The organism is Tautonia rosea (genome assembly GCF_012958305.1).
Taxonomy (GTDB): domain Bacteria; phylum Planctomycetota; class Planctomycetia; order Isosphaerales; family Isosphaeraceae; genus Tautonia; species Tautonia rosea.
In genome coordinates this window covers 119497-145813 of record NZ_JABBYO010000003.1, presented here as the reverse complement: position 1 = coordinate 145813, position 26317 = coordinate 119497, and the positions used below count along the sequence as shown (strand labels likewise).

General features: G+C 63.4%; 24 protein-coding genes. 11 read left to right on the top strand and 13 right to left on the bottom strand.

The genetic code is table 11. From position 1 onward, the window contains the following. Nucleotides 1-23 precede the first annotated feature (23 nt). The gene (locus HG800_RS05960) at nucleotides 24-1904 is read left to right on the top strand and encodes an ArnT family glycosyltransferase (protein WP_235963349.1); all 1881 of its coding nucleotides are present in this window, start codon (nucleotides 24-26) and stop codon (nucleotides 1902-1904) included. Here the strand turns inward: HG800_RS05960 and HG800_RS05955 are convergent. From HG800_RS05955 to HG800_RS05940, 5 genes are read right to left on the bottom strand one after another with little or no spacing between them, the layout of a single operon-like run. Beyond that, entirely contained in the window at nucleotides 1833-3029 is a 1197-nt protein-coding gene (locus HG800_RS05955) for a glycosyltransferase family 4 protein (RefSeq protein WP_169974801.1), read from the bottom strand. The genes HG800_RS05960 and HG800_RS05955 overlap by 72 nt on opposite strands. A 12-nt stretch (nucleotides 3030-3041) precedes the next feature. Further along, nucleotides 3042-3812: a tRNA pseudouridine(38-40) synthase TruA gene (gene truA, locus HG800_RS05950; RefSeq protein ID WP_169974798.1), complete on the bottom strand. Its 771-nt coding sequence runs from the start codon at nucleotides 3810-3812 to the stop codon at nucleotides 3042-3044. A 2-nt stretch (nucleotides 3813-3814) separates the two neighbouring features. After that, on the bottom strand, nucleotides 3815-4195 hold the full coding sequence (locus HG800_RS05945; RefSeq protein ID WP_169974796.1) for a hypothetical protein: 381 nt from the start codon (nucleotides 4193-4195) through the stop codon (nucleotides 3815-3817). Further along, complete coding sequence (locus tag HG800_RS27930; protein ID WP_261345893.1) at nucleotides 4180-4308, bottom strand: hypothetical protein; 129 nt, start codon at nucleotides 4306-4308, stop codon at nucleotides 4180-4182. Before HG800_RS27930 ends, HG800_RS05945 begins: the two co-directional genes overlap by 16 nt. 24 nt (nucleotides 4309-4332) lie before the next feature. Beyond that, a complete protein-coding gene (locus HG800_RS05940; protein ID WP_169974794.1) occupies nucleotides 4333-5355 on the bottom strand; it encodes an aspartate-semialdehyde dehydrogenase in 1023 nt (340 codons plus the stop codon). Nucleotides 5356-5631: 276 nt separating this feature from the next. Here HG800_RS05940 and purD point away from each other — a divergent pair, with 276 nt between their 5' ends. The 5 genes from purD to HG800_RS05915 all read left to right on the top strand — a co-directional run bounded on the left by purD (nucleotide 5632) and on the right by HG800_RS05915 (nucleotide 9988). After that, nucleotides 5632-7167 (top strand): phosphoribosylamine--glycine ligase, encoded by a 1536-nt coding sequence (gene purD / locus HG800_RS05935; protein WP_315851980.1) that lies wholly within the window; start codon nucleotides 5632-5634, stop codon nucleotides 7165-7167. Nucleotides 7168-7500: 333 nt separating this feature from the next. Then, a complete protein-coding gene (locus HG800_RS05930; protein ID WP_169974790.1) occupies nucleotides 7501-7944 on the top strand; it encodes an Hsp20/alpha crystallin family protein in 444 nt (147 codons plus the stop codon). 58 nt (nucleotides 7945-8002) lie between these two features. After that, nucleotides 8003-8482: an Hsp20/alpha crystallin family protein gene (locus HG800_RS05925; RefSeq protein ID WP_169974788.1), complete on the top strand. Its 480-nt coding sequence runs from the start codon at nucleotides 8003-8005 to the stop codon at nucleotides 8480-8482. 152 nt (nucleotides 8483-8634) lie between these two features. Further along, on the top strand, nucleotides 8635-8817 hold the full coding sequence (locus HG800_RS05920) for a hypothetical protein (protein WP_169974786.1): 183 nt from the start codon (nucleotides 8635-8637) through the stop codon (nucleotides 8815-8817). Nucleotides 8818-8932: 115 nt separating this feature from the next. Further along, the gene (locus HG800_RS05915; protein WP_169974784.1) at nucleotides 8933-9988 is read left to right on the top strand and encodes a hypothetical protein; all 1056 of its coding nucleotides are present in this window, start codon (nucleotides 8933-8935) and stop codon (nucleotides 9986-9988) included. Nucleotides 9989-10013: 25 nt separating this feature from the next. Here HG800_RS05915 and cobA read toward each other — a convergent pair whose 3' ends face one another. The 3 genes from cobA to HG800_RS05900 are packed head-to-tail and all read right to left on the bottom strand — an operon-like array spanning nucleotide 10014 to nucleotide 13068. Next, nucleotides 10014-11555 carry a uroporphyrinogen-III C-methyltransferase gene (gene cobA, locus HG800_RS05910; protein WP_169974782.1) on the bottom strand — a complete coding sequence of 514 codons (1542 nt, stop codon included), beginning with the start codon at nucleotides 11553-11555 and terminating at the stop codon, nucleotides 10014-10016. A gap of 19 nt (nucleotides 11556-11574) precedes the next feature. Beyond that, entirely contained in the window at nucleotides 11575-11814 is a 240-nt protein-coding gene (locus HG800_RS05905; protein ID WP_169974780.1) for a hypothetical protein, read from the bottom strand. A gap of 21 nt (nucleotides 11815-11835) precedes the next feature. Continuing rightward, entirely contained in the window at nucleotides 11836-13068 is a 1233-nt protein-coding gene (locus tag HG800_RS05900) for an MFS transporter (RefSeq protein ID WP_169974778.1), read from the bottom strand. A 349-nt stretch (nucleotides 13069-13417) separates the two neighbouring features. On the opposite strand from HG800_RS05900, the gene HG800_RS05895 reads away from it, so the two are divergent. Further along, the gene (locus HG800_RS05895; RefSeq protein ID WP_315851979.1) at nucleotides 13418-14242 is read left to right on the top strand and encodes a glycosyltransferase; all 825 of its coding nucleotides are present in this window, start codon (nucleotides 13418-13420) and stop codon (nucleotides 14240-14242) included. After that, a complete protein-coding gene (locus HG800_RS05890; protein WP_169974774.1) occupies nucleotides 14239-15057 on the top strand; it encodes a hypothetical protein in 819 nt (272 codons plus the stop codon). The genes HG800_RS05895 and HG800_RS05890 overlap by 4 nt, the downstream gene beginning before the upstream one ends. A gap of 49 nt (nucleotides 15058-15106) precedes the next feature. Here the strand turns inward: HG800_RS05890 and HG800_RS05885 are convergent, their stop codons facing one another. Beyond that, nucleotides 15107-18229 (bottom strand): protein kinase domain-containing protein, encoded by a 3123-nt coding sequence (locus tag HG800_RS05885; RefSeq protein WP_235963347.1) that lies wholly within the window; start codon nucleotides 18227-18229, stop codon nucleotides 15107-15109. 454 nt (nucleotides 18230-18683) lie between these two features. Here HG800_RS05885 and HG800_RS05880 point away from each other — a divergent pair, with 454 nt between their 5' ends. Further along, complete coding sequence (locus tag HG800_RS05880) at nucleotides 18684-20327, top strand: HD-GYP domain-containing protein (RefSeq protein WP_169974770.1); 1644 nt, start codon at nucleotides 18684-18686, stop codon at nucleotides 20325-20327. Nucleotides 20328-20401: 74 nt separating this feature from the next. Here HG800_RS05880 and HG800_RS05875 read toward each other — a convergent pair whose 3' ends face one another. Both HG800_RS05875 and HG800_RS05870 read right to left on the bottom strand, forming a co-directional pair. Beyond that, complete coding sequence (locus tag HG800_RS05875; RefSeq protein ID WP_169974768.1) at nucleotides 20402-21733, bottom strand: DegT/DnrJ/EryC1/StrS family aminotransferase; 1332 nt, start codon at nucleotides 21731-21733, stop codon at nucleotides 20402-20404. A gap of 133 nt (nucleotides 21734-21866) precedes the next feature. Then, nucleotides 21867-22667 carry a hypothetical protein gene (locus HG800_RS05870; protein WP_169974766.1) on the bottom strand — a complete coding sequence of 267 codons (801 nt, stop codon included), beginning with the start codon at nucleotides 22665-22667 and terminating at the stop codon, nucleotides 21867-21869. A 461-nt stretch (nucleotides 22668-23128) separates the two neighbouring features. Here HG800_RS05870 and HG800_RS05865 point away from each other — a divergent pair, with 461 nt between their 5' ends. Beyond that, nucleotides 23129-23608 (top strand): hypothetical protein, encoded by a 480-nt coding sequence (locus HG800_RS05865; protein WP_169974764.1) that lies wholly within the window; start codon nucleotides 23129-23131, stop codon nucleotides 23606-23608. Nucleotides 23609-23741: 133 nt separating this feature from the next. Next, on the top strand, nucleotides 23742-24827 hold the full coding sequence (locus HG800_RS05860; protein WP_169974762.1) for a spore photoproduct lyase family protein: 1086 nt from the start codon (nucleotides 23742-23744) through the stop codon (nucleotides 24825-24827). Between the two features lie 45 nt (nucleotides 24828-24872). On the opposite strand, the gene HG800_RS05855 is transcribed toward HG800_RS05860, so the two are convergent. Together HG800_RS05855 and HG800_RS05850 are read right to left on the bottom strand one after the other, a co-directional pair. Next, nucleotides 24873-25394 (bottom strand): hypothetical protein, encoded by a 522-nt coding sequence (locus HG800_RS05855; protein WP_169974760.1) that lies wholly within the window; start codon nucleotides 25392-25394, stop codon nucleotides 24873-24875. Nucleotides 25395-25502: 108 nt separating this feature from the next. Next, nucleotides 25503-26108, bottom strand: coding sequence for a hypothetical protein (locus HG800_RS05850; RefSeq protein ID WP_169974758.1), 606 nt, complete (start codon nucleotides 26106-26108; stop codon nucleotides 25503-25505). Nucleotides 26109-26317 lie beyond the last annotated feature (209 nt).

The following is a 26317-nucleotide window of genomic DNA, read 5'->3' as shown; positions in this document are numbered from 1 at the left end:
ATTGACCCCCAGGGAGGGAACCGTTGGACGCTCCCGCAACGCTTGCCGAAGCCCCCCACGAAGGTCGTTGTCGACCACCCTGGCGAGAGGCTGTCCTCATTGGTCTCCTGGCGTTGACCCTGAACCTCGCCGGCAATGGCCGGGCGAGCCTCTGGGACCGCGACGAACCGCGCTATGCCGGCTGTACGCGAGAGATGCGTCAGAGTGGCGACCTGATCCAACCCACGTTCAACGCCGAACCGCGGTATCACAAGCCAGTCCTGATTTACTGGCTGATGCTCGGCGGAACGGCGATCGGAGGAGACAATCCGTTCGGCGCTCGGCTTGCCTCGTCGCTGGCGGGGACGGCCAGTTGTCTCTTGATCTGGGGGTTTGGTCGCCGGCTGTTCGGGCCGGCACAAGGGAGATGGGCCGCCCTGGCCCTGGCGACGGCGCCCATCATGGTCGCGGAGTCAAAGCTCGCGACGACGGATGCGACGTTATTGCTCTGGTTGATTGGTGCTCAGTGGTCCGTCTGGGAACTCGGACAGCGGGCGAGCCGATGGTTGACGGCGTCGTTCTGGGCCTGTCTTGCGCTTTCAGTCCTGACCAAGGGACCGGCGGGTCCGGTGATGCTGATCTCGGCCGCCATCATGACCTGGTGGTGGGGAGGTCCGACGGCCGGGTATCGTCGCTTGCTCGGACCGCTTTGGCCCGATGCGACGGGACTGGATGAGGGCCTTCGCTTCCGAGAGGCAATGGCGAGAGGAGGCCTGGCCGGCCTGGTGGCGGTGCCTGCCACGATGATCGCGCTGACGCTTCGGGTTACAGGTCGATGGTTCGTGAGGAACTGGGGGTTCCTGTTGTTCCTGGCGATTGCGGCCCCTTGGTATGTCGCCATCGGCATCCTGAGTGAGGGGTCGTTCTTCAGCGTGGCCTGGGGCTACCACGTGGTGAAGCGGGCGACCGAGGCGATCGAGACGCACGGAGGCTTCCCGGGTTATTACGTCGCCTTGACCTTGCCCTTGCTCTATCCGTGGTCGGCGTTGTTGCCGGCGAGCCTGGTGGGTCTCTGGCGACAGCGGCGGCAGATGCCCGAGGCGGCGTTTGTGCTGGGGTGGATCATCGGGCCGCTGCTGTTGCTTGAAATCATGCGGACGAAGATCATCCACTACTATTTGCCAGCGTATCCGGCCTGTGCCCTGGCGGTGGGTTGGCTGATCGTCGCCCTGTCGCGATCGGAGCTGAACCTGCGGCGATGGACGCTCGGCAGCACCTCGCTCGGGTTGCTCGCCGGGGTCGGCATTGCGTTGAGCGTCGGTGGTTTGGCCGGGGCGGTGGCCTTGCCGGGACAGTTGCGTTGGCCTTGCCTGGCCGCGGCGGTGGTGATCGGTTTGGGTACTCTGTACGCGGTGGATCGTCTGCGCAACGGTGCGACGGAACGGGCCGCGGCGAGCCTGGTCGGGTCGTGGGCGGTGGTGATGCTGATCGTCGGGGCCTGGTTCCTGCCCTCGGTCGAGCCCTACCGCCTGCCGCAGAAGGTGGCGAAGGCTCTCGATCGGATCGAGCGAACCGAGGGGGCGGTGCCAGTCCTGGCGTCGTTCAAGCCGCCGGGGATCATTTACTCGATCGGCTATCCGATTCCCGAACTCCTCGGCCGGGTTGATGCGGACAATTACGCCCGACGCACCGGGGCGCTCGTCTCTGCCCTGATGCCCCTGGAACTGGAAATGCTCCGGAATCACCCTCGTCTGCAAGTCGAAGAACGGGGCAAGGTGGAGGGGTTCAACGTCGAGCGATTCCGGAACGAGGAATTGACGCTCGTCGTCATCCGGCCGAAGCCGGGGACCACCTCACCCGACGGAGGCCCGGTGCCGACCGTCGCCCGGGGACGAGAGACCCTGGAGTCGCTCCGTATAAAGTGATCGGAGCTGATCGACCATCGTTTCCTTGCGAAATTGATCGGCAAACCGGCGACGGCCTTCGGCTCCGAGGGCTGCTCGCCGGTCGGCGTTTTCGGCCAGTTCGAGAATGGCCGAGGCAAGCCGATCGCGATCGAGGAACGGCACGAGGATACCCGTCTCCGGGAGCACGACCTCCCGTGCCCCGTCCACGTCATAGCTGATCGCCGGGCGGCCCACAATCAACCCCTGAGGCAAGACTCTGGCCAAGCCTTCCCGGTAGCTCGGGTGCAGAACGGCGTCGCAGGCGTTAAGCAACTCCGGAATGCGATCCGGCGGCACAAGGCCGGTGAAATGGATGGCGTGGCGGATGCCGAGCCGATCGGCCTCGGCTTCGAGCCGATCGCGGAGGATGCCACTGCCGATCCAGACGAATCGGACGTTCGGGTTCTGGCGAAGGACGCGGGGGGCGATTTCCAAAATGTCCTCGTGCCCCTTGCGCTCGAACAATCGGGCGACGGTGGCAAAGGCGACGTCGTGATCAGCGAGGCCAAGCTCGCGGCGGATCTCGTCGCGGGGCCTGGGCGGGTTGAGGAAGGGCTCGACCTCCATGCCGCTGTAGACGGTCTGGAACTGCTCGGGCATTCCGACTCCAGCGGCGAGGGCCTGTTCGGTCATGGCGTCACAGACGCTGACAATGGCATGGCACCGCTTTGCCGCCCAGCGTTCGAGGCCGATGTAGAGTCGATTGCGCCAGGGTTTCTCGGACGGGCCGAAGGGGAGACCGTGAATTGTGTGAACAACGAGTGGTACCTTCTCGTCCCAGGCGGCGGCGCGGCCCACGATTCCGGCCTTTGAGCTATGGGTGTGGACGACCTCGGGATTGAGCCGTCGAATGGCCTGGCGGAGCTTTTGGTATGCCTTCCAGTCGGTTCCCGGGCGGATGGCTCGGACGAGTTCAGGCATCAGCTCGACCTGGAGACCCTGACGCTCGGCGCGGTCGAACAGATCTCCCTCGGGGCCTTCGGCGGGGCCGGTGATGAGGGTCACGTCATCGCCGTAGCGGTGGTGCAATCCTTCGACAGTCAAGAGGGTATTCTCCTGAGCGCCTCCGAGAATCAATCGCGTGATGACATGAACAATGTGCATGAAGCCGAGGCGTCAGGGCCTCTCCTGGGTCGTAGAGGGGAGTACGCCGTCGTACCGTACGTAGAGCAAGAACAGACCTTGAGGGGGAGCGGTCGGTCCGGCCTCGCGGCGAGCCTGGGCGGCGAGGGCCTCGGCGGCGAAGGTTTCGGGGCGTCGACCACTCCCAACAAGGACGAGCGTGCCGGTGATCGCCCGGACCATATTGTACAGGAAGCCGTCGGCCTCGACCTCGACATGCACGAGGTGTTCGTGACGCGAGACGGCGATGTCGAAGATGGTGCGGATGCTGGTCTGGCGGTTCGGCCACTCGGTTTCGAAGCTACGGTAGTCATGGGTCCCCTTCAGGCCCTGGCCGGCGCGGTGCATGCGCTGCTCGTCGAGCGGGTAGCCGACGTGCCAGCAAGAGTGACGCTGGAAGGGGTCGGGGATCCGGGAATTGTCGATCACGTAACGATAGCGTTTGCTTGTTGCGCTGAGGGTGGCGTGGAAGTCGAGCGGGACATCCTCGGCATGAAGAACCCGGATCGATCGCGGGAGCTTGGCATTGATGGCCCGAACGAGCACGTCGGGGGGCAAGGTCGTCTCGGATTCGAACGTCGCCACCTGGCCGATCGCGTGGACCCCGGCATCGGTTCGGCCGCTGGCCAGGGTCGTCGGCCGATCGCCGAGAATCTGCTCGATGGCTGATTCGAGTTCGCCCTGAATCGTCGGACGTCCCGGCTGGCGTTGCCAGCCGTGGTAACCGGCACCGTCGTAGCAGAGGGTGAGCTTGATGTTCCGCATCGTCACGGTTGGGGGAAGGCGTTCAAATGGTCGAGCAGGAATCGTTGGGCCTCCTCGACGATGGCTCGATCAGACCGCGCCTGCACCGTGCGCCAGTGCTCCCCCTCGGCCGACTGGCAATCCTCGTCGAGCGAGACGAACGGAAGGAGCGGATCGCAATGGGACCAGTGCTTACCGGCGATCTGGCGAAGACTCCAGGCGGCAAGGGCGGGAGAGGTTGTCCCATCGAGGATCTGCATCGACCGCCAGCAACCGACGCTAATGAGAGCCTGTTCGAGGCTGGGACGTTCCAGACCAAGCGTCCTGAGACCGCGTTCGAAGATGGGACGAACCTCCCAGATCAAGGGGTCTTTTGGCCAACGAGGACTCAGAATTCGTCGCACCAGCGCCCTTGATTAAGGGCATGCTCGGCGACGGCAAGCACCTCCTCCCCGCTCAGGTCGTTGAGCACGAGGCGACAGCGGGCCGCGTCGAGGTCAAGCGGGTGGGAGGTCATGCCGATCGTCCGTCCGAAAGGCGGTTAGGAATTGACGGGGGAGAGCTTCACCAGTTCCTCGGCAATCTGCACCGCGTTGGTAGCCGCGCCTTTGCGGAGGTTGTCGCTGACGCACCAGAACAAGAGGGCGTTGGCGCGGGAGGGATCTTGCCGGATGCGTCCCACGAAAACGTCGTCGTGGCCTTCAGCGTCGGCGGCGAGGGGGTACTGGTTGTGCTCGGGGTTGTCGAGCACGGTGATCCCGGGGGCCTTGGCCCAGAGGGCTCGGGCGTCGTCGGGAGAGAGCGGGCGATCGAACTCGACGAGGATCGACTCGCTGTGCGAGTACGGCACGGGAACGCGGACGCAGGTGGGAACGACCTCGATGGATTCGTCTCCCATAATCTTGCGCGTCTCGTCGATCATCTTCCGCTCCTCCTTGGTGTAGCCGTCGGGGAGGAAGACGTCGATGTGGGGCAGGCAGTTGCCGGCGATCGGGTGGGCGAACTTCGACGGCTCGGGCCAGTCGCGTTTGTGGACGAGGGCTTCGAGCTGTTCTTCGAGCTCGACCAGGCCGCTCTGGCCGGCCCCGGAGACGGATTGATAGGTGCTGACGACGACGCGGCGGATGGTCGCGGCGTCGTGCAGCGGCTTGAGGGCGACGACCATCTGGATGGTCGAGCAGTTGGGGTTGGCGATGATCCCTTTGTGTTTCGGGATGTCGTGGGCGTTGACCTCGGGGACGACGAGGGGAACGTCGGGGTCCATGCGAAAGGCGCTGGAGTTGTCGATGACGACCGCTCCGGCCGAGGCGGCGATGGGGCTCCACTGGCGGGAGACGGAGCCAGGGACGCTCGACAGGACGATGTCGATGCTGCGGAACGCCTCCTCGCGGATCGGCTCGACGGGGATCTCTTGCCCTTCGAACCGAGCTGTTCGGTTGGCCCCGGCCGAGCGTTCGGAGGCGAGGCAGGTGAGCGATTGGACCGGAAACGCGCGTTCCTCCAGCAACCGAATCATCCGTTCTCCGACGGCCCCGGTGGCCCCGACCACAGCAACGCGCTTCACGGCAAATCGCTCCTCTCTGGCAAACACGTTCGAGCGCTAATCGGCCCAACGGCCGGGCGCATTATCAGGATGATGAATTCTAGCGGATCGACGGATGCGAAACCACGTCTCCAACGCTCACGAAGTGGAGGGACGACTGGGCTCGTCAACCGGTTGAAAAAAAGATGGCGGCGCGAAGTTGATCGTCGCTGAGTAGAATGATCTGCTTCAAGCCACGAAAACAGGATGAGCCGGCTCCTCGCCGGGCCGATCCGGAGAGTCGCAGGGAGTCGATCCGTGAACGTTCTGGTCATTGGCAAGGGTGGTCGTGAGCACGCCCTTTGCTGGAAGCTCGGCCAATCCCCCCGTGTGAACACCGTCTATTGCGCTCCGGGGAACGCCGGCACCGCTCGCGACGCTGAGAACGTGGCGATCGATCCCAAGGACACCCGAGAGCTGATCCGGTTCGCCAAGAGTCGAGACATCGGCCTGACAGTGGTTGGTCCCGAGGAGCCCCTGGTCAACGGTCTGGTCGATGCCTTCCAGCGCGAGGGGTTGCGAATTTTCGGCCCTCGCAAGGACGCGGCGGAGCTGGAAGGGAGCAAGATCTTCGCCAAGGAACTGATGCGGCAGGCCGGGATTCCGACGGCCGAGTTTCGCGTCTTCCGATCGGCTCCGGATGCCGAGCAGTACGTGCTCTCGCGGGAAGTGGCCCTGACGCTACGGCCGAAGGGGAAGTCTCCGGTTCGAGGGACGCAGCATTGCCGAACCGCGGCCGAGGCGATCGAGGCGATCGAGGCGATTCTCGACCCTCGCCAGGTGATTCTTCCAGGGTCGGCCGAGGTCGAGTTTGATGAACGGGGCAAGCGTCGGGGGTTCAAGACGATCGAGGAGGCCCGGCGATACGTTCTGACCCGGCCGATCGGGCTGGTCGTGAAGGCCGACGGTCTGGCGGCGGGCAAAGGAGTGTACGTTTGCCGGAACCTGGGAGAGGCGCTCGAGGCGATCGACGAGATCATGGTCCGCCAGGCATACGGGAGGGCCGGGGATCGGGTCCTGATTGAGGAACGGCTCGACGGGGTTGAGGCGAGTGTGCTGGCCCTGACCGACGGCCGAACGATCATTCCGCTCGAATCGAGCCAGGACCACAAGCGGGCGTTCGACGGCGACGAAGGGCCGAACACGGGAGGCATGGGGGCCTACTCCCCTGCCCCGATCGTCACGCCGGAACTAATGGTCGAAGTCGAGCGCGAGATTCTCGTGCCGATCGTTCATGCCATGAAACGATCACGCAAAGCGTTCCGGGGGGTCCTGTACGCGGGCCTGATGCTCACGCAGCAAGGGCCGAAGGTTCTGGAATTCAACGTCCGCTTCGGCGACCCGGAGATTCAGGCAGTTCTCATGCGACTGCGTTCCGACCTGCTCGATGCGCTCGACGCGGTTGTTGATGAGCGGCTCGACACCGTCGAGCTGGACTGGGACCCGAGGCCGGCGATCACCGTGGTCATGGCCTCCGAAGGCTATCCGGGCAACTACGACCGCGGCCGGCCGATCAACGGTCTGGACGAGGCCGATCGGGTCGAAGGCGTGAAGGTCTTCCACGCCGGAACGACCCTGCGGAACGAGCCGCAAGGGCCTCGGACCGTGACCGACGGTGGCCGGGTCTTGAACGTCACGGCGATCGGGGACAGCATCGCCGAGGCTCGCGAACGCGCCTACAAGGCCGCGGCCGCCATCCGATTCACGGGCGGTTGGTATCGTCATGACATCGCCGATCGGGCCTTGAAGGTCGAACCCGCGCCGACAACCGACGGGACCACCGATCACACATGACATCCGTCAGCAACACTTCTTCGTCCTGTTGATGTTCGGGAGGAAGCCCCCGGTCGACACCACCAGGCTGCCGATCTGGCACCTTCAGCGCCTCGGGGCGTACTCTTCCTGGAAGACCTGCCATTCTTGCAGGATCGAGTGCAGAGTCCTCGTGAGCCCACGAGGACCAGCAAACGCGATACGTTTCCACAACCTCTTTCAAAACAAGGCATTGCGACTCAAACACACCGTGCACCTTGCCCGCTTACGAGTATGCGGCACGAGAAATGCACCGATCCATTCCCATCAGTGATCGTTCAATCGTATTCCGATCACGAGGCGGGAGAGTCGTATATGAATGGTTTACCGTGGCAAGGCTCGGGCCCCTGGGACCCGTTTCGGGAGATCCGGAGGGAAGTGGGACGGCTTCTCGGCAATTTCGAGTCGCTGGGGGTGCGGTTTGCGCGACCGTTTCCGGCCATCAATCTGTATGACGCGGGGGACCTGTACTACGTCACCGCCGAGCTTCCTGGGATCGATCCGCAGGAGATTGACCTGACGATCACCGGAGAGACCTTGACGCTACGTGGAGAACGTCGGCGGCCCGAGGGGGCCTCGGACGATTGTTTCCGCCGTCAGGAACGACCTTTCGGCCGCTTCGGCCGATCGGTCACGTTGCCCGAGCGGGTCGATTCCGCTGCAGCCTCGGCCCAATTCGCGCACGGCGTGCTCACCGTCACTCTTCCCAAGGATGCCGAGGCCCGTCCTCGACAGATCGCCGTCGCCAGCCTGGGTTGAGCGTGAGGCGTCGATGCGGTCGAATCCTGGTTCCCTGGATGATTCCGGAGGCTTGTTTATGTCGACCCCTCAGCGCCCGATTCCGGTGTCCATCGGCCGTCCTCAGCGGGAAGGCGTCCCCGCCGAAGCACCCGCTCGGGCCTCGGTGTCAGAACCCTCGGAGGCCAGACCGACATCTGCTCAGGCCTTCGTGCAGACCCCCCTGATCGACATTTTCGAGGAGCCCGACGGCCTGGTTCTGCTGGCGGATCTGCCCGGAGCGGTCGAGGAGTCGGTGGCGATTGATCTGGAAGACAATCTCTTGACACTCCGAGCCGAAGCACGGCGGTCGGTGCCCGAATCGGCCCCGGCGCTCCTGGAGGAATTTCCGTTTGGTTGCTACCAGCGGACCTTTATTCTGAGTGATGAAGTGGATCGCTCTCGGATTTCAGCCGAATTGAAACATGGGGTGTTGCGGATTTCGTTGCCGAAGGCCGAACGTGCCAAGCCGCGTCGGATCGAGATCAAGGGGCTCGATGGGAATGGCCCAGCTTCCTGATTTCGCGTATCTTCCCGGCAACGGCCGGGGTCGCTGGCTTGATCGGCTCGGCCGGCGCGGGCATGATAAGCCCCTTGTGGCCCCGTCGCATGTGGTAGAGTCAAGCTAAAGGACTCTCCTCCCGTCCGTCGTCCGCCTGGAGCGCGTCCGTCATGGAGACTGAGAAGATCCTCTGCTTCGCGTCGATGATCGTCGCGGGGCTGGTGGCCCTCCTCTTCGTACTTGATCTGGCCCTGGGCATCTTCGGGCGATTCATCGTCCTGGATATCCTCTTTATCCTGGGGGCCGCATTTGTGATCTGGCAGGGGGTCGAGACGTATCGAGAACTGCGCTAGTCGGGAAAGCCCCTGATCTTTCCCCATGTCACTCGTTGAATAACTCGCGCCGACGGACGAATGTTCCCGCAAGACTTCAGGCCCGATGGGCATCGTTCTTGTGGAGCGTTCTTCGATGTCCAGCCGTCCACAACGCCGGATGCGATGGGTCTTCGCAACCCTCGGAATCGTGAGCATTGGTGCGATCGTATTGGCCCTTGCCCAACAGTCAGGCCCCCCTTCCCCCCCACCCATACCGGACCCGAACGGGTTTGACTTGCTTGTCCGGGCGGGCTTGATGATCGAAGGTTCGCCGCCGAACGAAGGCACGATTGATGAGGCTGATCCGGTTGAGTTACGGGTCTGGGTTCTCGCCAATCAGGATGCCCTGGAACTCGCCGACGAGGGGCTCGAACTGCCGAGTGGCGTACCACTGAGTTTCACCCAAGCCGACGCGGAAATGCGGGAACTCGGTACACTCCGGATGCTCGCACGCCTCATGCTGGCCGATGCCATCGTCGCGCAGGAGGAGGGACGAATCGACGAGGCAGCCGAGCGCTGCTTCGCGATCCTCGGACTGTCGCGAAACGGGACTCGGAACGGCCTGCTGCTCCACGCACTTGTGGGCGTCGCCATCGAACGGACCGGTGTCGAAGGGCTTCGGAGTCTCCGCGACGATCTTGACATGGAGCAATGCCGGAGGATTTCCCGAGAAGTCATGGCCTTCGATGCCGAACGGCCCGACATCGAGAAGACGATCGCCCTGGAAACGGCCTGGGGCCTCGAAACCGCCCCTCGGGGCTTGAAATTCGCCCGAACCTTTGTGCCAGGGGTCCGAGGCAAACTCGATGGGCTACTCATCCCGGCTCTGGATGCGGGGCGGAATTCCTGGCTGCGAGCCTCAACGATGGCTCGACTGCTGGCGATTGATCTCGCGATTCGAGGCTTCGAAGCACGCCACAACGCACCGCCCGACCGACTGGACCAGCTTGTGCCGGATTTCTTCGAGAAGCTCCCGACCGATCCTTTCACCGGCGGTCCCTTCGTGTATCGAGCTTCCGAAGCAGCCCCCGGATTCGTCCTCTACTCGGTCGGCCCCGATGGTCAGGACGACGGCGGGACGCCCTACGCAGAAGGGGCCAACTGGACAACGACTCCGGGCGACCTTTTTCTTGCCCCCGAGACGCCCTGAGTCGGTGCAATCCGACCTTCGGGATTTAATGATTTTGCTGGCCTGTCTCAACACCAATCAGGGACCGGAGCAGACCCGGCCAGGTGTGCTCGGTGGCCTCGGCGGCGATGGGCCAGCCGAGGCGGCGGGCGGCCTCGCTCGTGACGGGGCTGATGCTGGCCAGGCGGATGAATCCTGAGGCGATCCGGCTTCGGGCCGACTCCGGGAGCAAGGTGTGCAAACGAGCGGTGATGGCTGAGCTGGTCAGGGTGATCCAGTCCACCGAGCCGCGTTCAAGGCAGTCGAGCACGTCGGCGGGCAAGGTGTCGGCGTCGGCGTTGCGATAGACGGGAATCTGTTCAACGTGGGCGATGGGAGCGAGCTGTTCCTGAAGGATCATGCGGCCCCGATCGGCGCGGGCCAGGAGGACGCGTTTGCCGGAGACACGTGGGACGAGCGCCTCAGCCAGGCCTTCGGAACGGAATGAGTCGGGGACGAGGTCGGCTCGGAGTCGGTAACGAGCCAGAGCCTCGGCGGTGGCGGGGCCGATGGCAGCGAGCTTCAGGTGGCCGAGGGCGCGGAGGTCGCGTCCTCGGCTTTCGAGACGGTCGAGGAAGTAGCGAACGCCATTGCCGGACGTGAAGACGAGCCAATCGAAGGAAGGCAGGCGGTCGATGGCGTCGTCCATCGGCGCGTGGTCGTCGATGGGAAGGATCTGGACAGTCGGGGCGATCAGGACCTCGGCGCCAAGGGCTTCAAGATCGGATGCGGAGCGGTCCGATTCGCCGATCGGTCGAGTGACGACGATCGACCGACCAAAGAGCGGGAGGCGCTCAAACCAGGCCAAAGGCTCACGACGCGACACCACCTGACCGACGACGAGCAAGGCGGGTGATCCGATGCCGGGACCGGCCGCCGCAACCACGTCGGCCAGAGTGGCGAGCGTCCCGCTGACGGTGCGTTGCAAGGCGGTGGAGCCATTGCAAACGATCGCGGCGGGGGTCGAGGGAGCCACGCCGAGGCGGATGAGGGTGGCACAAATTGCTGCGTGGTGCCGGAAGCCCATGTAGAAGACGAGAGTGCCGGGGAACCGGGCGAGGGCGGGCCAGTCGATGCGGTCGCTCGGGTCGCCGGGCTCGTTGTGGCCGGTGATGAAGGCGACGGCCGAGGTCGCGTCGCGGTGCGTGACGGGAATCCCGGCGTAAGAGGTCGCGCCCACCCCCGCAGTGACTCCCGGAATGACCCGGAAGGGAACGCCGTGAGCGATGAGATATTCGGCCTCCTCGGCCCCTCGGCCGAAGACGTAGGGATCGCCCCCCTTGAGGCGCACGACCGCTTTCCCCTCGCGGGCAAAGCGGACGAGCATGGCGTTGATCTCGTCCTGAGGGACCGGGCATCGGCCCCGCTGCTTGCCGGCGAAGACGCGATCGGCAGAAAGTGGGGCAAGATCGAGCAATCGAGATTGGATCAGGTGATCGTAGACAAGCACCTCGGCCCGGGCGATCGCCTCAGCGCCGGCTCGGGTTAACAGCCCTGGATCTCCAGGGCCGGCGCCGACCAGCGTTACGGTCCCGACCTGCGTGTTCATGGCGTCTTCAGCGGGAGAGTCAAGCGTGGGGAAGGATTCGGCTGTTGAGGATCAAGGCAATCAACAGGATGAGCAAGACGACCGAGAGGACCAGCGGCGCGAGCAATCGGAACCAAAAGCGAAGCAACGCTGCGCGGGTTTGGTTGGGCCAGTGGTCCTCGATCCGATCGCCGATCCAATCGATCATGAATTGCACCAGCAAGACAATTGGAAGGACGAGCACCATCACGATCAACAAAGCAAAGGCGGCGAGGTTCATTGGGCCGCGTGCTCCGGTCGATCAGGCGACGGCCTCCCCCGGTCGAGCCGGGTCGAGGACGACCGGAGGCGGTTTGATCAGGTGTTTACCCGGCTCGGGGAGCCGGAGACAGGCCAGGCCCGCCAGCAAGGAGGAGGCGGCAAAGGTGATGAAGGCCAGTTCCGGTCGGCCCAGATGGTTACTCACGGCCATGATCCCGGCCACGAAGGCTCCACCGAGGCCCCAGGTCACGCCCATTGTAATTGAGCTGGCGATCCGGGGCCCTTCTGGCACAAGCTGCTGTCCGTAGCTGATGAAGACCGGCAGGCCAAGCCCGACAATGAGGCCAAGCGTCCCAGACGCCGCCACCATCCAGGGGCCCGCGACCACGGGGCAGGCCGCGAGCAGGGGAGCCGCAAGTATTGGGAGGAGCCAGAGAACGGTCCGTTCTCGGTTCCGACTCACCAATGCGGCACAGACAAGCCCGCCAAGGCCGATCCCTCCGAAAAAGGCCGCCTGAACCAGGCCGATCCGCCCGTTGCCCGCGCCTCGGGATTCCAGCAGAAAGGCCAAGGCAATCGGCGCTCCAGCCGCGGGCAAGGTGCGCAGGACGCCGATCCAGGCAAGCGTCCCCAAACGCCTGCCGCTGGCCTGAATCAACTCAGGCAGCGAGACGCCTCGGCCTTGCTGGCTTGATCCGATCGAGGCGGTGGCCGATCGGAGCCAGGGGGTTAAGATCGCCACCAGGGCCAGGCCCCAGGTGATGTTCCAGACGAGGAAAGACAGGCCGTACCGTTCCGACATCCAGCCGCTTCCAAGCGGACCGAGGGACTGGCCGAGAAACCCTCCGGTGGCAAAGAGGGACATGGCTCGACTTCTCGACTCGGGCAAGGCGTGGCCAACGGCCGCCGCGGCTTCCGGGTGGAAGGCCGCCACACCGAGGCCGCCGAGCATCAACAGGCCGACGAGTACGGGCAACGACTCGGCTCGGCCGACCGCCCCCATGCAGGCGATCCCAACCAAGGGGCCAGCCCAGAGCATCCAGCCCCCTCGGTAGCGGTCGCCAAAGTAGCCGAAGACAAGCTGACTGGCCGAAGTGGTGAGGCTCCAGAAGAGGAAGGCCGCCTGGATCATGGCTGCGCCTCCGCCGAGCCGCTTTTGCAGGTCGGGCCAGAGCGGGTGGACCGATGCAGCGAACGCATCAATAATCAGGTGCACCAACGTCAGCACGATCAAAAAGGCCACCCCATTACTGATCACCCGGCGGCTCGACACGAACACATCTCCTTTGGTCCGTTTGGGTGCAATTCTTCGGGATCACGAAACGATCTGCCGGAAGGTTGAGCATTACGACCGGCAATTGAGATCAGGCGCGGAACGAATCGACCCGCCTCCGTGCTGGACACGGACGCGGGCCGATCGGTTCTCATCATATCGGCGAGGCTCGGGGAAGGACAACGGGAGGAATGTCCGGATCGCCTGATGACTCCGCGTTGCCTCGGAAGGCGGTTGGGGGAACAATGGGTCATCGTGTCCCAGGAGGGGAGGCTTGTCCGAACGCCAGTGCGAGACCCATGGAAGACCGTTGAGTGATCCAAACCCGTCAACATCCCCCCGAGTGACCGTGGCGATTCCTTGCTATAACGAGGAGGCGGCGATCGGTGCCGTGGTGGCCGAATGGCGTCAGGAACTGCCCGAGGCCGAGATTGTCGTCTTTGACAACAACTCGACCGACCTAACCGCCTCTGAGGCCTCCAGAGCCGGAGCGACGGTCGTTTCGGAGCCGGAGCAAGGCAAAGGGTTCGTCGTGCGTCGAATGTTTGCCGATTTGGCCGACCGCGACGCAGTGGTGATGATCGACGGCGATGGCACCTATCCGGCCTCAGCCGTCGGCCCTTTGCTGGCGGCCGTTCGAGAAGGTCGGGCCGACATGGCGGTCGGGATTCGCCAGCCGATCGCCGAGCCGGGGGCAATGTCACCGATTCGGAGCATTGGCAACCTGCTGATCGGCGCCGGTTTCTGGGTGCTCGTGGGGCCGGGGACCACGGATTTGCTCTCGGGCTACCGTGTCTTCTCTCCCCGAGCGATGCGAACGATGCGGCTCCGTTCCGAAGGGTTTGAGATTGAAACGGAGCTGGCCGGCGAAGCCGTCGGCCGGGGGTTGCGGGTGGTCGAGGCACCGGTCCCGTATCGCCCCCGGATCGCCGGGACTCAGAGCAAGCTGAATGCCTTCCGAGACGGTGTGCGGATTTTGAGGATGATCGTCCGTCTGAGCTTCCGGCTGCAACCGTGGCGGCCGTTGCTTCTGGTTACGGCGGTGATGGCCATCGCGGCGGCGATTGCGGGTCAAGACTGGCTCTGGATTGCGGCCGTGCTCACGTTTCTGGCGAGCGTACTGACCGCGGCCTTCGTGCTGGCCAGGCGAGAGACAATCGGGGGTGCCGCGTGAGTGATGATTCCGAGGCTCCCGCCGTTCGAGCACGCCGAGAGCGTAGCGCCCGGTATCCCGGTGCCCCGCTCTCCGAGGCGATCGAGCTGGCCCGATTCGTCGATGACCAGGGGCTCGACGGGACCTCGGCCGAGGCGATCGCGGCGTCGATGGGTTTTGAGAGCATCAAGACGCGCACCTTCTCAACGCGATTGAGTGCGGCCCGGCAGTTCGGACTCTTAACGCTCGAAGGCTCGGGGTACCGGATCGCTCCCCTCTCCCGGGCCATTCTCCACCCGGTTGATCCGGCCGACTTGCCTCGCCTCTATCGAGAAGCCTTGAAGGCACCACCGCTGTACTCCGACCTGCTCGTTCGCCTGGCCGACCGGAGGGTGCCGGACCCGGATCGCCTGGCGAATCTGCTGTATCATAGTTACCAGATCACGGCATCGGCCAAGCTGGCAGCGGCCGAGTCGTTTGTCGAGTCAGCCAGGTTCGCCGGGGTTCTGGGAGACGACGGCATCCTCAGACCGGACGGTGGCCCTTCCACCCGACCGCCCGTCGAAGCCTCTGCTCCTCCTGCCCGCCGCGAACAAATCGGATTGGAGCGTGAAGCCGAACCTCGACCGCTGTCTCGAACCGCGAGCCCTGAGTCAGGAGTGCGCATCGACCTGTTGCTCTGGGAAAGCGATGCGGGCAAAGTTGTTCGAATCCGGGCTCCCGAGGCGATGAGTGCCGAAAGCTTCGCGAGGGTCGTCGAGGCACTTCGGCTGCATATCCGGATCGACGGAGGGGCTCGGCCGCTGCCGATTGAACCGATCGAACCGGAGGGGTGATCGCCCGTCGAACCGCTGGCCTTTGCTCTCGTGACTCAGGCCCATCGAGTCATTTCGGGAGAACAAGTTTCTGGAAGGCCGGCATTGATCGCAGGCAATTGAGATCGGGATCAGAGGCGGCGAAGGAGGGGTCAAATCCGGCGTCGATGGCGCGACGGAGCAAGGCCAGCGCGTCGTCCTTGAGCGAGTTGTCTGAGGTCGTTTCGCAGAGCACGGCCAGGGCACTGGCCGCATTGTAGAGGCGGTGGGCGGTCGGGAATCGGCGGAGGGTGTCGACATCGGCCACGGCCGATCGCATGCCGAGCCGGGCACGAACCAGGGCGCGAAGCTGCACCGCATCAATCAGATTCGGCTCGGTCGCGAGCGCGGTGTCGAGGTGCTCCAGAGCCTCACTCGGATTCTCGGCACGGACGACATGGGCGATGCCAAGATGGGCTCGGGGAGATCGAGGATCGGCCTTCAACGCCCGTTCGAAGTCGTCGCGGGCGGCGCCGGGAGCGTCGGGGAGTCGAACGAAGCCACGGGCGACGAGGATGACCGGATCGCCGGGGCGGTCCTTCAACGCCTCGCCGAAGCGATGATCGGCTTCGACCTTGGAACCGGACCGGGCCAGGGCCTCGGCCCAGGTGGCGAGCAACGCGGGGTCGCGACTCCGGGTGGACTCGATGGCGTATTGCAGGTCGTCGGCGGCCTGAGCCGGGTCTTCGAGCTCCAGGCAAACCAGCGCGCGATTGATCCGAGCGGGGATCAGGTCGGGATCGAGGATCACGGCTTCGTCGTAGGCACGACGCGCCTCGGCCGGCCGGCCGTCCATGGCCAGCGCTAGCCCCCGATTAGCAAAGGCCTGGGAGGATCGGGCGTTCAGAATGATGCAGATGGCGAAATCCGAGGCCGCCACGTCATAGCGTTCCTGCTCGAAATGGCAGAGTCCCAGCGCGAACCAGGACCAGAATCGCCGTGGATCGAGTCCGGTGGCACGGTCGAGCAGATCTTCGGCCTGGTCGATCTGCCCGTTTGCCAGGGCGGCCGTGCCCCGGAGGTAGTAATCGCGGGCGGTCTTGGGCGGGATCGCGTCGGCGCGGAGGCGGTCGCGCTCGGCCTGTTCGCTGAGGCCCAGTGCGGCGGCATAGGTCGCGCGTTCGGCAAAGAGGGTCGAGGGAGGCCGAGGATCAATCTGCTCGGCCAGGTCGAGCCGATGCACGGCTCGGATCAAGGCGGCGGCGTAGTCCGATTCGGGACCGTCGCGAGCTGCGACGATCGACGCTCGTGCTTCAAGCATCAGGAGCTCGACCACCTGATCAATCAAGTTTTGCCGATCGCTCGTGTGCAAGGTCCGAACCATCGGCCCATCGACCCAGTCGGGACCGAGGTGATCGACCCCGTAGCGTGCCAGAGCCATCCGAGCTCGCGTGAGTCCGCGTTCGAGGTCGGCTTTCGACGCGAGGTCGAGATCGGTCGAGGAATTCAAGAGGATCTGACAACGGGTGAAATCATTCTCGAAGTCCTGGAGGGCCACCCGAGCGGCATCGCCGTGCCATCGTTCCCGGACGGCGACAAACATCAGGGCGAAAATGATCAGAAGGATCACGGCGAGCGCCCCCACCGTCGTCGAGCTTTTCAAATGGGGGTTGCGCCGCATGAGCTTGCTGAACCGCTCGTGGAGACTCGGTTCGGGAGCATGGCGGGCCGGACGGTCTTCGAGAAAGCGGCGGAGGTCTTCGGCCAGGTCACCGGCATGCTGATAGCGTTTGGCGGGATTGGGATCGAGACACTTGCGCAACAGCGCGTCGAGGCTCCAGGGAACCGCCGAATTGATGGCCCGAGCTGAGGGGACGGTGGTCAGGCGCTCGACGATCATCTGGTCGAGGACCTCGGCGATGGGCGGGCCATCGGGAGGATCGCGGAAGGGCTGGCGACCAGTGACCATCTCGAAGAGGATCAACCCCAGGGAATAGAGGTCGGAGCGTTCGTCGACGGCATGAGAGGGAGTCGATCCCCGGGGATGGAAGGCGTCAAGATGTTCGGGAGCCATGTAGGGTAAGGTGCCGCCGATTCGAGCGCGCTTGCCTTCGTCTCCGGGATTCGCCACGGCCGAGAGGTTGAAGTCAAGGATCATCGGCATGCCGTCGGCGGTGATCAGGATGTTCGACGGCTTGAGGTCGCGATGCAGTAAGCCTCGGGAATGGGCATGTTCAAGCCCTTCAGCCAACCGCGCGGCAATCCAGACCGAGGCCTGTACCGCACTGGCGTGCCTCAAATAATGACGAGCCGGTTGGGCCCGGTCGGAATCGACGACCGTGCGGGGCACCTCGACCTGATCAAGGCTCCCGCCGGTGATCCAGCTCCAGGAGCGATTCCAGACCACCCGGAGCCGGGAATAGGTGCTGGTGGCGGTCGCGATTGGCCTGCTTGCAGGGCTTGAGGCGTGGTTCGAGGGCGGAATGACCCTGGAGCCGGATTGGCCTCGGGACGATTGCCGATGGCCCCCCGCCATGCGGCTGGCGGGCAAGGACGGAAGCGGTCCGCAAACCAGATCGAGCGCATCGATCAGGCTCCCCCCCAGGTTCCTGGAGGTGGCGCTCGACTCGGCGGAAGCGGCCTCAAGCACCTGGGCCAGGTTTGCCCCGCCGAGGTATGGCATGCAAATCAGGTGGAGGCCCGAGGACAGGTCTTCATGGACCGAGTGGATCGGGACGATGTGCGAGTGCTGCAACCGGGCGAGCAGTTGTGACTCTTCCCCCACCGGCTGATTTGAGACCTTTAATGCCACCTGCCGGTCAGCGAGATTCTCTTGCTCGGCAAGGTAAACGCGGGCGAAGGCTCCTCGACCGAGTTCGCCGACGATCCGGAAGCCAGCCAGTTGCTCCCCCGTCCGAGGGTATCGCCACGAGCCCTGGGCCGACGAGGCTGATGGTCGCTGCCGAGGCCCCAGAGGCTCCGAAGGCTGGAGCGGCGAATCGCTCGGCCGAAGATGCATCGAATAATCGAAATCACCGCGAAGGTCGCCAGGCGGCGTCAAGAGATCACCAGGCGCTTCGTGCGAATCGGAGTGATCCGAGCACGTCGAATCCAAGTCGTCGAACTCCGCAAACGACTCGGGACGAAGATTCCATCCCACCGCCGGATCAAAGTCCAGCGAGTCGTCCTGAAACGAAGACCCCCGATCACTCATAGCCGTTGCTCCTCCGAGCCGGCGTGGCAGACAGAACCTCACCGATTCTCCGAGGGGAATCCAAACCGGTCCATGTTCACTTACGTTAACAGCAGCATCCGCGGAGTCCCGAATGAACTCTAGTGCGCCGAGTGTTTCAAGAGTCGGAGATTGGTCGAGAAGATCGTGGGAAAGACCCTGCGTGTTCTCCAGAAACATCATGGACCGCTCCGGTAGGGCAAGACACCGTGTACAAGCCACATCCCAGGAGCCATCTTCGACCGGGAAATCCGATTCCCTCCTCGATTGAGAGACCATCATCAATGGATGAGGATGCTGACGCGTTGAGATCGGGAGACCCTGGTCCGAGTTGCCAGAAGCCGCGTCACGACCTAGCGTTCGTATTGGACCGTCACCGAACGCCGGACCAGGCGTGCCTGGGGCGACGGGGTCGTCTTGCAAGCCAGGAGGAACCATGCACGCTGGCAGTACGGTCGATCCGTTCTCGATCCACCTCGACGCTCAGGTGATGGTGGAAGGACCCGAGAGCCAGGCCCCTTGTCTGGCCCGAGCGTTACGCCTGGAGTTTACGGCACCGGTCGGGTTACTCAGCACCGACCTGGACAATCAGCCAGTCTGGCTGGCTCGTGAAGGTTCCGACGGTGTTCGTTGGCCCGAAGCATCCCGGGCCTTGGGAACGGCCATCGACCTAGATCGTGAGGAGGGTGGGGCGTCGCTCTGGCTTCCTGGACCAGCGGAAGACCACCTCTGGTTAATTCTGCACGTCACGGAGATGGAGGAGTTCCTCGGCAAGGACCTGACGGTCTGGATCGGCTTTGCCCTGTCAAGCTTCGGAGGTCGTGCCGGAGACCACACCTGGGGACCGGCGACCCCCGCTCAGGCGTTACTCGCCTGGGGACGAGAGGTCGCTGATCGGCTCCGCAGGAGCAGCGGCTCGTCGGAGAAACCCGAGTCCTCTTCACTGCGATCGAAACGAACCCAGTTCCGTATTCCCGACCGGCTGACCAGAGAGATGTCGATTGCGGAACCGCCGAAACGGTTTCAGCGACTTGCGGTCGAGTCGATGCGCGAGACGCTTCAGGTTGAGGCCGTCGCCTGGGTTCCCCGGAGCCGCCGCGAAGCGGTGGTGATTGACGGAGAGGTCGCGGGACTGAGCCCCGAGGCGTACCGCACGCTGCTTCCCAGCCGGGCAGACCAGGGAGAACGACGCTGGGCAGACGACACTCAGGACGGGATCGAAGGGGTTCGGCAGGCCCTGGCCATCTCCTCGGATTCCGAAGGAGTTCGCGCCGGCTGGCTGGTCGCGGTCAACCCGCTCGACGGCCGATCGCTCGGTCAGGACGAGGCCGACCTGCTGCGACCGGTCGCCAGCCTGATTGCCACGCAACGGATCAACGCTCGTCACTACACCGAACTGAAAGACCTCTTGTTCGGCATCATCCGATCCTTGACGGCCGCCATCGATGCCAAAGATCCGTACACGCTCGGCCACTCCGAGCGTGTGGGTCGAATCGCGACGCTCCTGGGAGAAGCCCTCGACCTCTCAGCCAACGAGCGAGGGGATCTTTACCTGTGCGGCCTGCTGCACGATGTCGGCAAGATCGGAATCAGCGACGCGACCTTGCAGAAGCCTGGTCCCCTGACACCGGAGGAGTTCAACGAGATCAAGCGTCATCCAACCATTGGCGTGCAGATTCTTTCAGACTTAAAGAAACTGCATCACCTGTTGCCCGGTGTGGCGCACCATCACGAAAACTTTGACGGCTCCGGCTATCCCGACGGGCTTAGCGGGAATCAGATTCCTCAGATTGCCCGCATTCTCGCGGTGGCGGATGCGTTCGACGCCATGTCAAGCACCCGCCCCTATCGCCGCCGACTGGCCTCGGAACAGATCGATCGGATCTTCCGCAACGGAGCCGGGACACAGTGGGATCCCGAGGTCGTCGACGCGATGTTCACATGCCGGGAAAAGATTGAGAGCATCCGGCAAAAGGGCCTTGGCCAGAGTGTCGTTCAAGTCGTGGATGACACGATCAATCGCAGCAAGAACTCCTCATACATTGCGGATTCCGTCGTCGATCCTCCTGAGTTCTCCTGATCGCGTTGCTCGACCTCACTTGCTGTTGAGCAACGCGATCGACCCGAACAGGGACTGGAGCGACACACGTTGGATTAGAGGGCGGCGATGGTGCCCGCGTGCTCGCGAATCTTGCGAATCGCGGTCGCGATCTGATCCATGTCCTGTCGATTGCCCAGCAGGGTTGTCTGCGTCAGCCAGACAGCCTCCTGGCAGAGTTGATCGTTCCCTGGACAATCGATGCGGGCCTCGTAGTCAGCAAGCTTCTGAGGGGAGTAGACGGCGCGGAAACCTCGGGAATCGAGTGCTCGTCTGAGGAACGGCTCGTGGTAGAGCGGCCCATAACCGCCGGAGGCCGGGATTCCCTCCGCCGCAAGTGCCTTGAGGAAACCGGAGCGAGAGAGACCGGAGAACTGATCCGGATCGTAACGGAACATATAAAGGTGATAGGCATTACGCGTGCAGCCCTCGTACATCCGCGCGGGGGTGACGCCCGGGATGTCGTTCAGCTGCTCGGTGAGGATTGAGGCGTTCTCCTCCCGAAGTTTCGACTGGGCATCCAGCCGGGTCATCTGTGCCATGAGCAACGCCCCCTGGAACTCGGTGAGCCGGAGATTCGCTCCGTTGCGGGCGAAGATGCCGGGCATCCCGGGTCCGGACCGGCCGTTGTTCTGGAAGCTCATGCACTCTGCCTGCAAGCGAGGGTCCTGGGTCATCACGGCCCCCCCCTCACCCGAGTTGAGATTCTTGCTCGCCTGGAAGCTAAAACAACCGAGATCGCCGATCGTACCAACCTTCTTGCCCCGCCATTCGGCCAGGTGAGACTGGCAAGCGTCTTCGATCACCGGAAGACCGTGCTTGGAGGCGATGGCCATGATCGCATCCATGTCGGCCGGTGACCCACCGATATGGACCGGCATCAAGGCTCGGGTCCGATCGGTAATGGCGGCCTCGATCTTGCTCGGATCGATCTGAGAGGTTTCGGGGTCCACGTCGACGAACACAGGCAAAGCATGTTGAATCAAGATAGCGTTGATTGTTGCCACAAACGTGTACGGCGGGACGATGACCTCGTCTCCCGGACCAACGTCCAAGGCGTTGAGCGAGGTGATCAGGGCACTGGTGCCATTGGCCGTCGCCACGCAGTGTTTGCTTCCGAGGCGATCGGCCCAGGCAGACTCGAACTGCTCGACCCGATTGCCACTGCCTCGGTACCAGGCCCCGGAGCGCAAGACATCGACCAGGGCAGAGATTTCCTCGTCACCGAAGATCGGCCACCTAGGGAACGATGCGGTGCGTACAGGGGTTCCCCCGAGGACCGCCGGTCGAGTGTCGACCGAAATCGCAGTCGCTCGCGAGCCACTCCAGGTCAAGCCAAGGGCTGAGGCAGCTCCGAGCAACGATCGTCTCGAAAGGCGGGGAGTCATTATCGGTGCGTCTCCGTGTTGCGTGACATCGCGACAGGTCCACATCTCGCGAATTCAACGCAGAGACTATCCCAACCGGCGCCCAGCGACCAGCATCTTCTCGGCAAGGTGAACCGGGAACGCACTGGGCCGACTATGATGGTGTTCTGGCACGCGTTTGCCGATCGAACGATCGGGTCCGGTGCGGATGTGACGAATCGCGCCGCAGTGAAGCCGATCGGCTTGCAGTGGTGAGCCGATCGAGCACATAAATCAGATCGTCGGGATCACACGGGAGATCGAGGCAGGCAATCGCTCCACTGGCTCGGGCCGTGACAACCGTATCGCGATTGGCAAGACCGAGCAAGGCGATCACCCCTCGTCGCTGCGCAGCCATTGCCAGCCGACTGGACCAATCTGGATCGAGGACGGGAACATCCCAGACCACCCAGGCTTCTGGCCCATGGAGGGGATTGTCTCGCTCGCGTCGCGGTGCATAACCAGCATCGATGAGTGCGTCACTCAACAAGCGGCCCAGTTCCCACTGACCGCAGGCCAAGGCGACCGGAAGTGGTTTGGCTGGCACGATTCGGGAATGCGTTGGCTGCCCGACGTAACGGGCAATCGTCTCGCAGGCAGTGGCTTCGGGGAGGAGAACGTCCACGATCCCCGACCAGACCATGATCTGATGATACCTGGCGTGCGGACCCACAACGAGGATGACCCGAAGCGACGGATCAGACTCGCGGAGCCGTCGCAAACGATCAGCCTCGGCCACGGAGAGGGTTCCTCGATGGAGTACCAAGACCGAGAGGAAGGGGGAAGGCGACCAGTCCTGTGGGAGCACCACCCCATCGATTGGGGTCGAGGTCTCATGAATGGCATTGCGGAGGGCCGCGACCCACGGGTCGGTCAGGTCGCCGGAGAAGGCCACTTCGATCCGATTCCCGTTCACGTAATCACCCCCGGCACAACCGTTGCAAGTCCGAATCTTGATGGTTTCGATCGGTGTCGTAGCAGATCCAGGCCAGTTCGGCAAGCGAAGGAAATCGTGCACCGAAAGGGTTTGTACCTCGAGAGGATGCACCACGAGTGACGTTGACTTTCAAGGGCCTGGCCGTCGGATGCCTGACCGAGCGTGAATCAACCCGTTCTTGAAGACTCGACAGGTCGACCCGTAGAATCATGATTGCACTGATCCCTTCACAGGGGCTTCCCCCATTCGACCAATCCCTGAGGAGCCGAGCGATGACACTCATTCGACCGCAACCGATGTTCCTTCTCACGCTGATGGGAAGTGTCGTGATAGGGTCGGTCGGCCATGCACAAACCGCGGGAGGAGCCGACCGATATTTGAATTCGACCCAACAGTCGATCGGACGAGCCAACGGGATGATCTCCTCGTTGAGTCCGTCGATGAATCAGTCCGTGATGGGCGGTCCAGCAATGAGCGGGGCGATTCAGTCGGTCAACCGCACGAACGCCATGATCCAGTCGATGAACGCCAATCGGGCGGCCACGATGCGGGGGATGCAGCAGCAGGTCATCTACCGGACGCCGGACAATCTGTACGGCGTCTACTGGAACATGCACAACACGAGACAAGCACAGATTTTCTCAAACGTTGTTGCTTCTGGAGGAATCAACCCCCGGCTAGTCAAGATGCGGGAAATGGAGCTTCGACAGCAATACGCTCGGGAGCGGGCCCGGAGCCGAGAACTGGCTTATCGATTCCAACAACGAAGCAACCCACTTCCCCCTCATACGCCTCCAGTTCAGTTTGACACGATCCAGTCCGCATTCAGCAATGCCCACCTCCTGAACACAGAGGTCACGATCACCGCGCCGAGTCCCATTCCTCAGAATCTTCCCCGACGAGGCGAACGCGCTCATTGAGTTCCTGACCCGCTCGACGGTATCTGGACGCCTGTCTACAACAAGTTCAGGCGGCAAGGCCGACCGGATCGGCTGGTCTGCGCCTGAATTTCGCCGCGATTCCCTCCGGTTTCAAGGATGAAGGGACCGAAGGATGCCGACGCGATCCGCGCCTGTCGTTTCGACCGCGATGCTTGATGTTGGGACGATTTACCTGGAAGCCTCGGTCCCGGACATCCCGAGGGGTCGGGAGATTCTCGATCGCTTCCCGAAGGCTGAGCGGGTCGTGGTGCCGTCGCACTGGAACATTCCCGGCCTGCACGGGAATGAAGGGAACGCCGAGGACTGGCTTCGGATCAAGAAGTCAACGCTCGTGCTGGGGCTTCGCAAGGGGATGGAAATGCGTCCCAACGGCCGATCGGCCGACTTCATTGCGCCTGGGTTCTCGAACGGCTGCGCGATGGCCTGTGCCTACTGTTATGTGCCGAGGCGGAAGGGTTATGCCAACCCAATCAGCACGTTCGTGAATATCGACGCAATTTGCCAGGCGATCGAGCGTCATGCGGCCCGACAGGGCAACAAAGGGACCCCGAATCAGGTCGACCCCTGGCAGTGGGTCTATGACATCGGCGAGAACGGGGATTGCTCGGTCGATGCTCTGATCTCGGACAATCTCCGGGACCTCGTCGCTCTGTTCCGTCGCCTGCCGAACGCAAAAGCCTCGTTCGCTACCAAGTTTGTCAATCGAGCCTTGCTCGATTACGACCCCTGCGGCAAGACGCGGATTCGGTTTAGCATGATGCCACCGATTGTGGCAAAACTGCTGGACATCCGCACGTCATCCATTGCTGATCGGATTGCCGCAATCGACGACTTCGTGGCGGCCGGGTACGAGGTTCACCTGAACTTCAGCCCGGTTGTGTACTATGAGGGATGGCTCGACGATTACGCGGAGTTGTTCTCGAACATCGACGACGCGATCGGCCCCAGGGCGCGCCGGCAATTGCGGGCGGAGGTCATCTTTCTGACCCACCACGACGGCCTTCACGAAGTCAACCTGCGATGGCACCCGAAAGCCGAGGACTTGCTCTGGGTGCCCGAACTTCAGGAGGAGAAGACCTCGGAAACCGGGGGGCGGAATGTTCGCTACCGGCGCGGATTGAAAACGGAGCTGGTCGATCAGTTCGTGACACTCTTGCGCAAAAAACTTCCGTATTGCGGGGTTCGTTATGCGTTTTGAGTGATGTTCCATTGATCGATCCGGCAGCAGAGAACATTCCGAGACTCAATCGAGAAGCCAGAGTGGGCAATCGCGACGAACGGCTTCGTTCGCCGCTAGGGCGAGTCGGGCAAAGGTGATGACCTCGAGAGGCTCGGAGACGGGACCATCTTCGGGATCGTCGGCCACGCGGAGCAGTTCCAGCAACGAGGCGTCGTCAAGGGGCAAGTCCCAGCGATTGGCCAGGTCGGCCAGTTCCTCGCGAAGTCCCGGGAGACTGGCGCAGCAAAGCGGGCCACCCTGAGACAGCGGCAAGGTGATCGTCTGGACGTGAGCGGGGAGGAATACCCCAGTCTTGGCTCCCACGACGCCGGACAGGTTCGGCACAGCATGTTCACCCAGTTCCTCGGCGGCTCGGCGGCGAAGCTCGGCCAGGAGATCGGCGGTCAGCTCGCCGAAGTGGCGCACGGCCACCCCCTCCCACTCACCTTCGGCTCCGAACGCCCGGTCGAGTACTCGAGCAACCTCGCTCCCGACCTGATCCGCAAAGGTTCCTTTGGCACCACCAATGGCGACGGAGAGCGGCATGGAAACTTCTCCCCCGGCTCCGGGAAAGGCAGCCGGACGATTGGGCCTTGAAACACTTCGACGCACGACCGACACGTACGGGCAAGGAAAGGAAGGCAAGGAATCCGTTCATCCTGATCCGTGAGTCGCAGAGGGTCCAGGTTCGCGGTCGTACCAGTATCGCACGGCGCGACCCGATCCGCTTACGGGATTTTCCGAGAAGTTTCCCGAATTCGACGATGGCGACTGTTCGTCCTCGCTCGGCTCAGCCGAAAGCTGGGCCCGAAGGTAACCCTGGTTGTCGAGCTTGCTCGCCTCCGGCGCGGTTTGGAGGCGAAGCGAACCGCGAACGGGGCCCTCTGCATCAAGCACCAGGCGACCGTTCCGACGGTAAGGCATTGCGCGGCGGTTCTCGAATTCGGTCGGGGGATCGTCGCCGTCGCCAGGGCTGACAAACCGCCCGAGCGGCACGTCAACCCCTGCGCGTTCCAGATCGTCACCGTCCCAGATGAGGCGAAGCCGCGCCGATTTCCAGATCTCTGAGGAGTCTGAAGCGGGCATCCATCGAAAGGCTTGGATCGTCCGAGGCCCAGGGGGTAAGGCGAAAACCACGCGACTCCTGCCGAGTAGATCGATCTCGTAGCGGGCGGTGATCACTTCTCCCTGGGCAGGAGCACCCTGAGGAGCAGAGGTGCCCAGCATTCCGAGCGAGAACAGCAACGGCACGATGGACATCACGAAGCGCCTCAATGGAGACATCCGGGCAATCGAAAGGGTCGGGGGGAGACCACCACGATCGACGATCCGATCGGGGGGGCTGGCGTCGGTCTGAACCGGGCCGTATCCTGCTCACATGACCTGTGCCCCGTGTCGGGTTGTTGGACTGAGGATGACCCCGCGCGGCATTTCCTGTCAAGTCGCCCCGTCCTTTCGGAGCGTTGAGC

Bases quoted from the DNA above. Each gene is read 5' to 3' on its own strand.
- HG800_RS05955 (WP_169974801.1), bottom strand. From the start codon at position 3,029: ATGCACATTGTTCATGTCATCACGCGATTGATTCTCGGAGGCGCTCAG.
- truA (WP_169974798.1), bottom strand. From the start codon at position 3,812: ATGCGGAACATCAAGCTCACCCTCTGCTACGACGGTGCCGGTTACCAC.
- HG800_RS27930 (WP_261345893.1), bottom strand. From the start codon at position 4,308: ATGACCTCCCACCCGCTTGACCTCGACGCGGCCCGCTGTCGCCTCGTG.
- HG800_RS05930 (WP_169974790.1), top strand. From the start codon at position 7,501: ATGAATGGTTTACCGTGGCAAGGCTCGGGCCCCTGGGACCCGTTTCGG.
- HG800_RS05925 (WP_169974788.1), top strand. From the start codon at position 8,003: ATGTCGACCCCTCAGCGCCCGATTCCGGTGTCCATCGGCCGTCCTCAG.
- HG800_RS05920 (WP_169974786.1), top strand. From the start codon at position 8,635: ATGGAGACTGAGAAGATCCTCTGCTTCGCGTCGATGATCGTCGCGGGG.
- HG800_RS05915 (WP_169974784.1), top strand. From the start codon at position 8,933: ATGTCCAGCCGTCCACAACGCCGGATGCGATGGGTCTTCGCAACCCTC.
- cobA (WP_169974782.1), bottom strand. From the start codon at position 11,555: ATGAACACGCAGGTCGGGACCGTAACGCTGGTCGGCGCCGGCCCTGGA.
- HG800_RS05905 (WP_169974780.1), bottom strand. From the start codon at position 11,814: ATGAACCTCGCCGCCTTTGCTTTGTTGATCGTGATGGTGCTCGTCCTT.
- HG800_RS05885 (WP_235963347.1), bottom strand. From the start codon at position 18,229: ATGAGTGATCGGGGGTCTTCGTTTCAGGACGACTCGCTGGACTTTGAT.
- HG800_RS05880 (WP_169974770.1), top strand. From the start codon at position 18,684: ATGCACGCTGGCAGTACGGTCGATCCGTTCTCGATCCACCTCGACGCT.
- HG800_RS05875 (WP_169974768.1), bottom strand. From the start codon at position 21,733: ATGACTCCCCGCCTTTCGAGACGATCGTTGCTCGGAGCTGCCTCAGCC.
- HG800_RS05865 (WP_169974764.1), top strand. From the start codon at position 23,129: ATGAATCAGTCCGTGATGGGCGGTCCAGCAATGAGCGGGGCGATTCAG.
- HG800_RS05860 (WP_169974762.1), top strand. From the start codon at position 23,742: ATGCCGACGCGATCCGCGCCTGTCGTTTCGACCGCGATGCTTGATGTT.
- HG800_RS05855 (WP_169974760.1), bottom strand. From the start codon at position 25,394: ATGCCGCTCTCCGTCGCCATTGGTGGTGCCAAAGGAACCTTTGCGGAT.
- HG800_RS05850 (WP_169974758.1), bottom strand. From the start codon at position 26,108: ATGTCCATCGTGCCGTTGCTGTTCTCGCTCGGAATGCTGGGCACCTCT.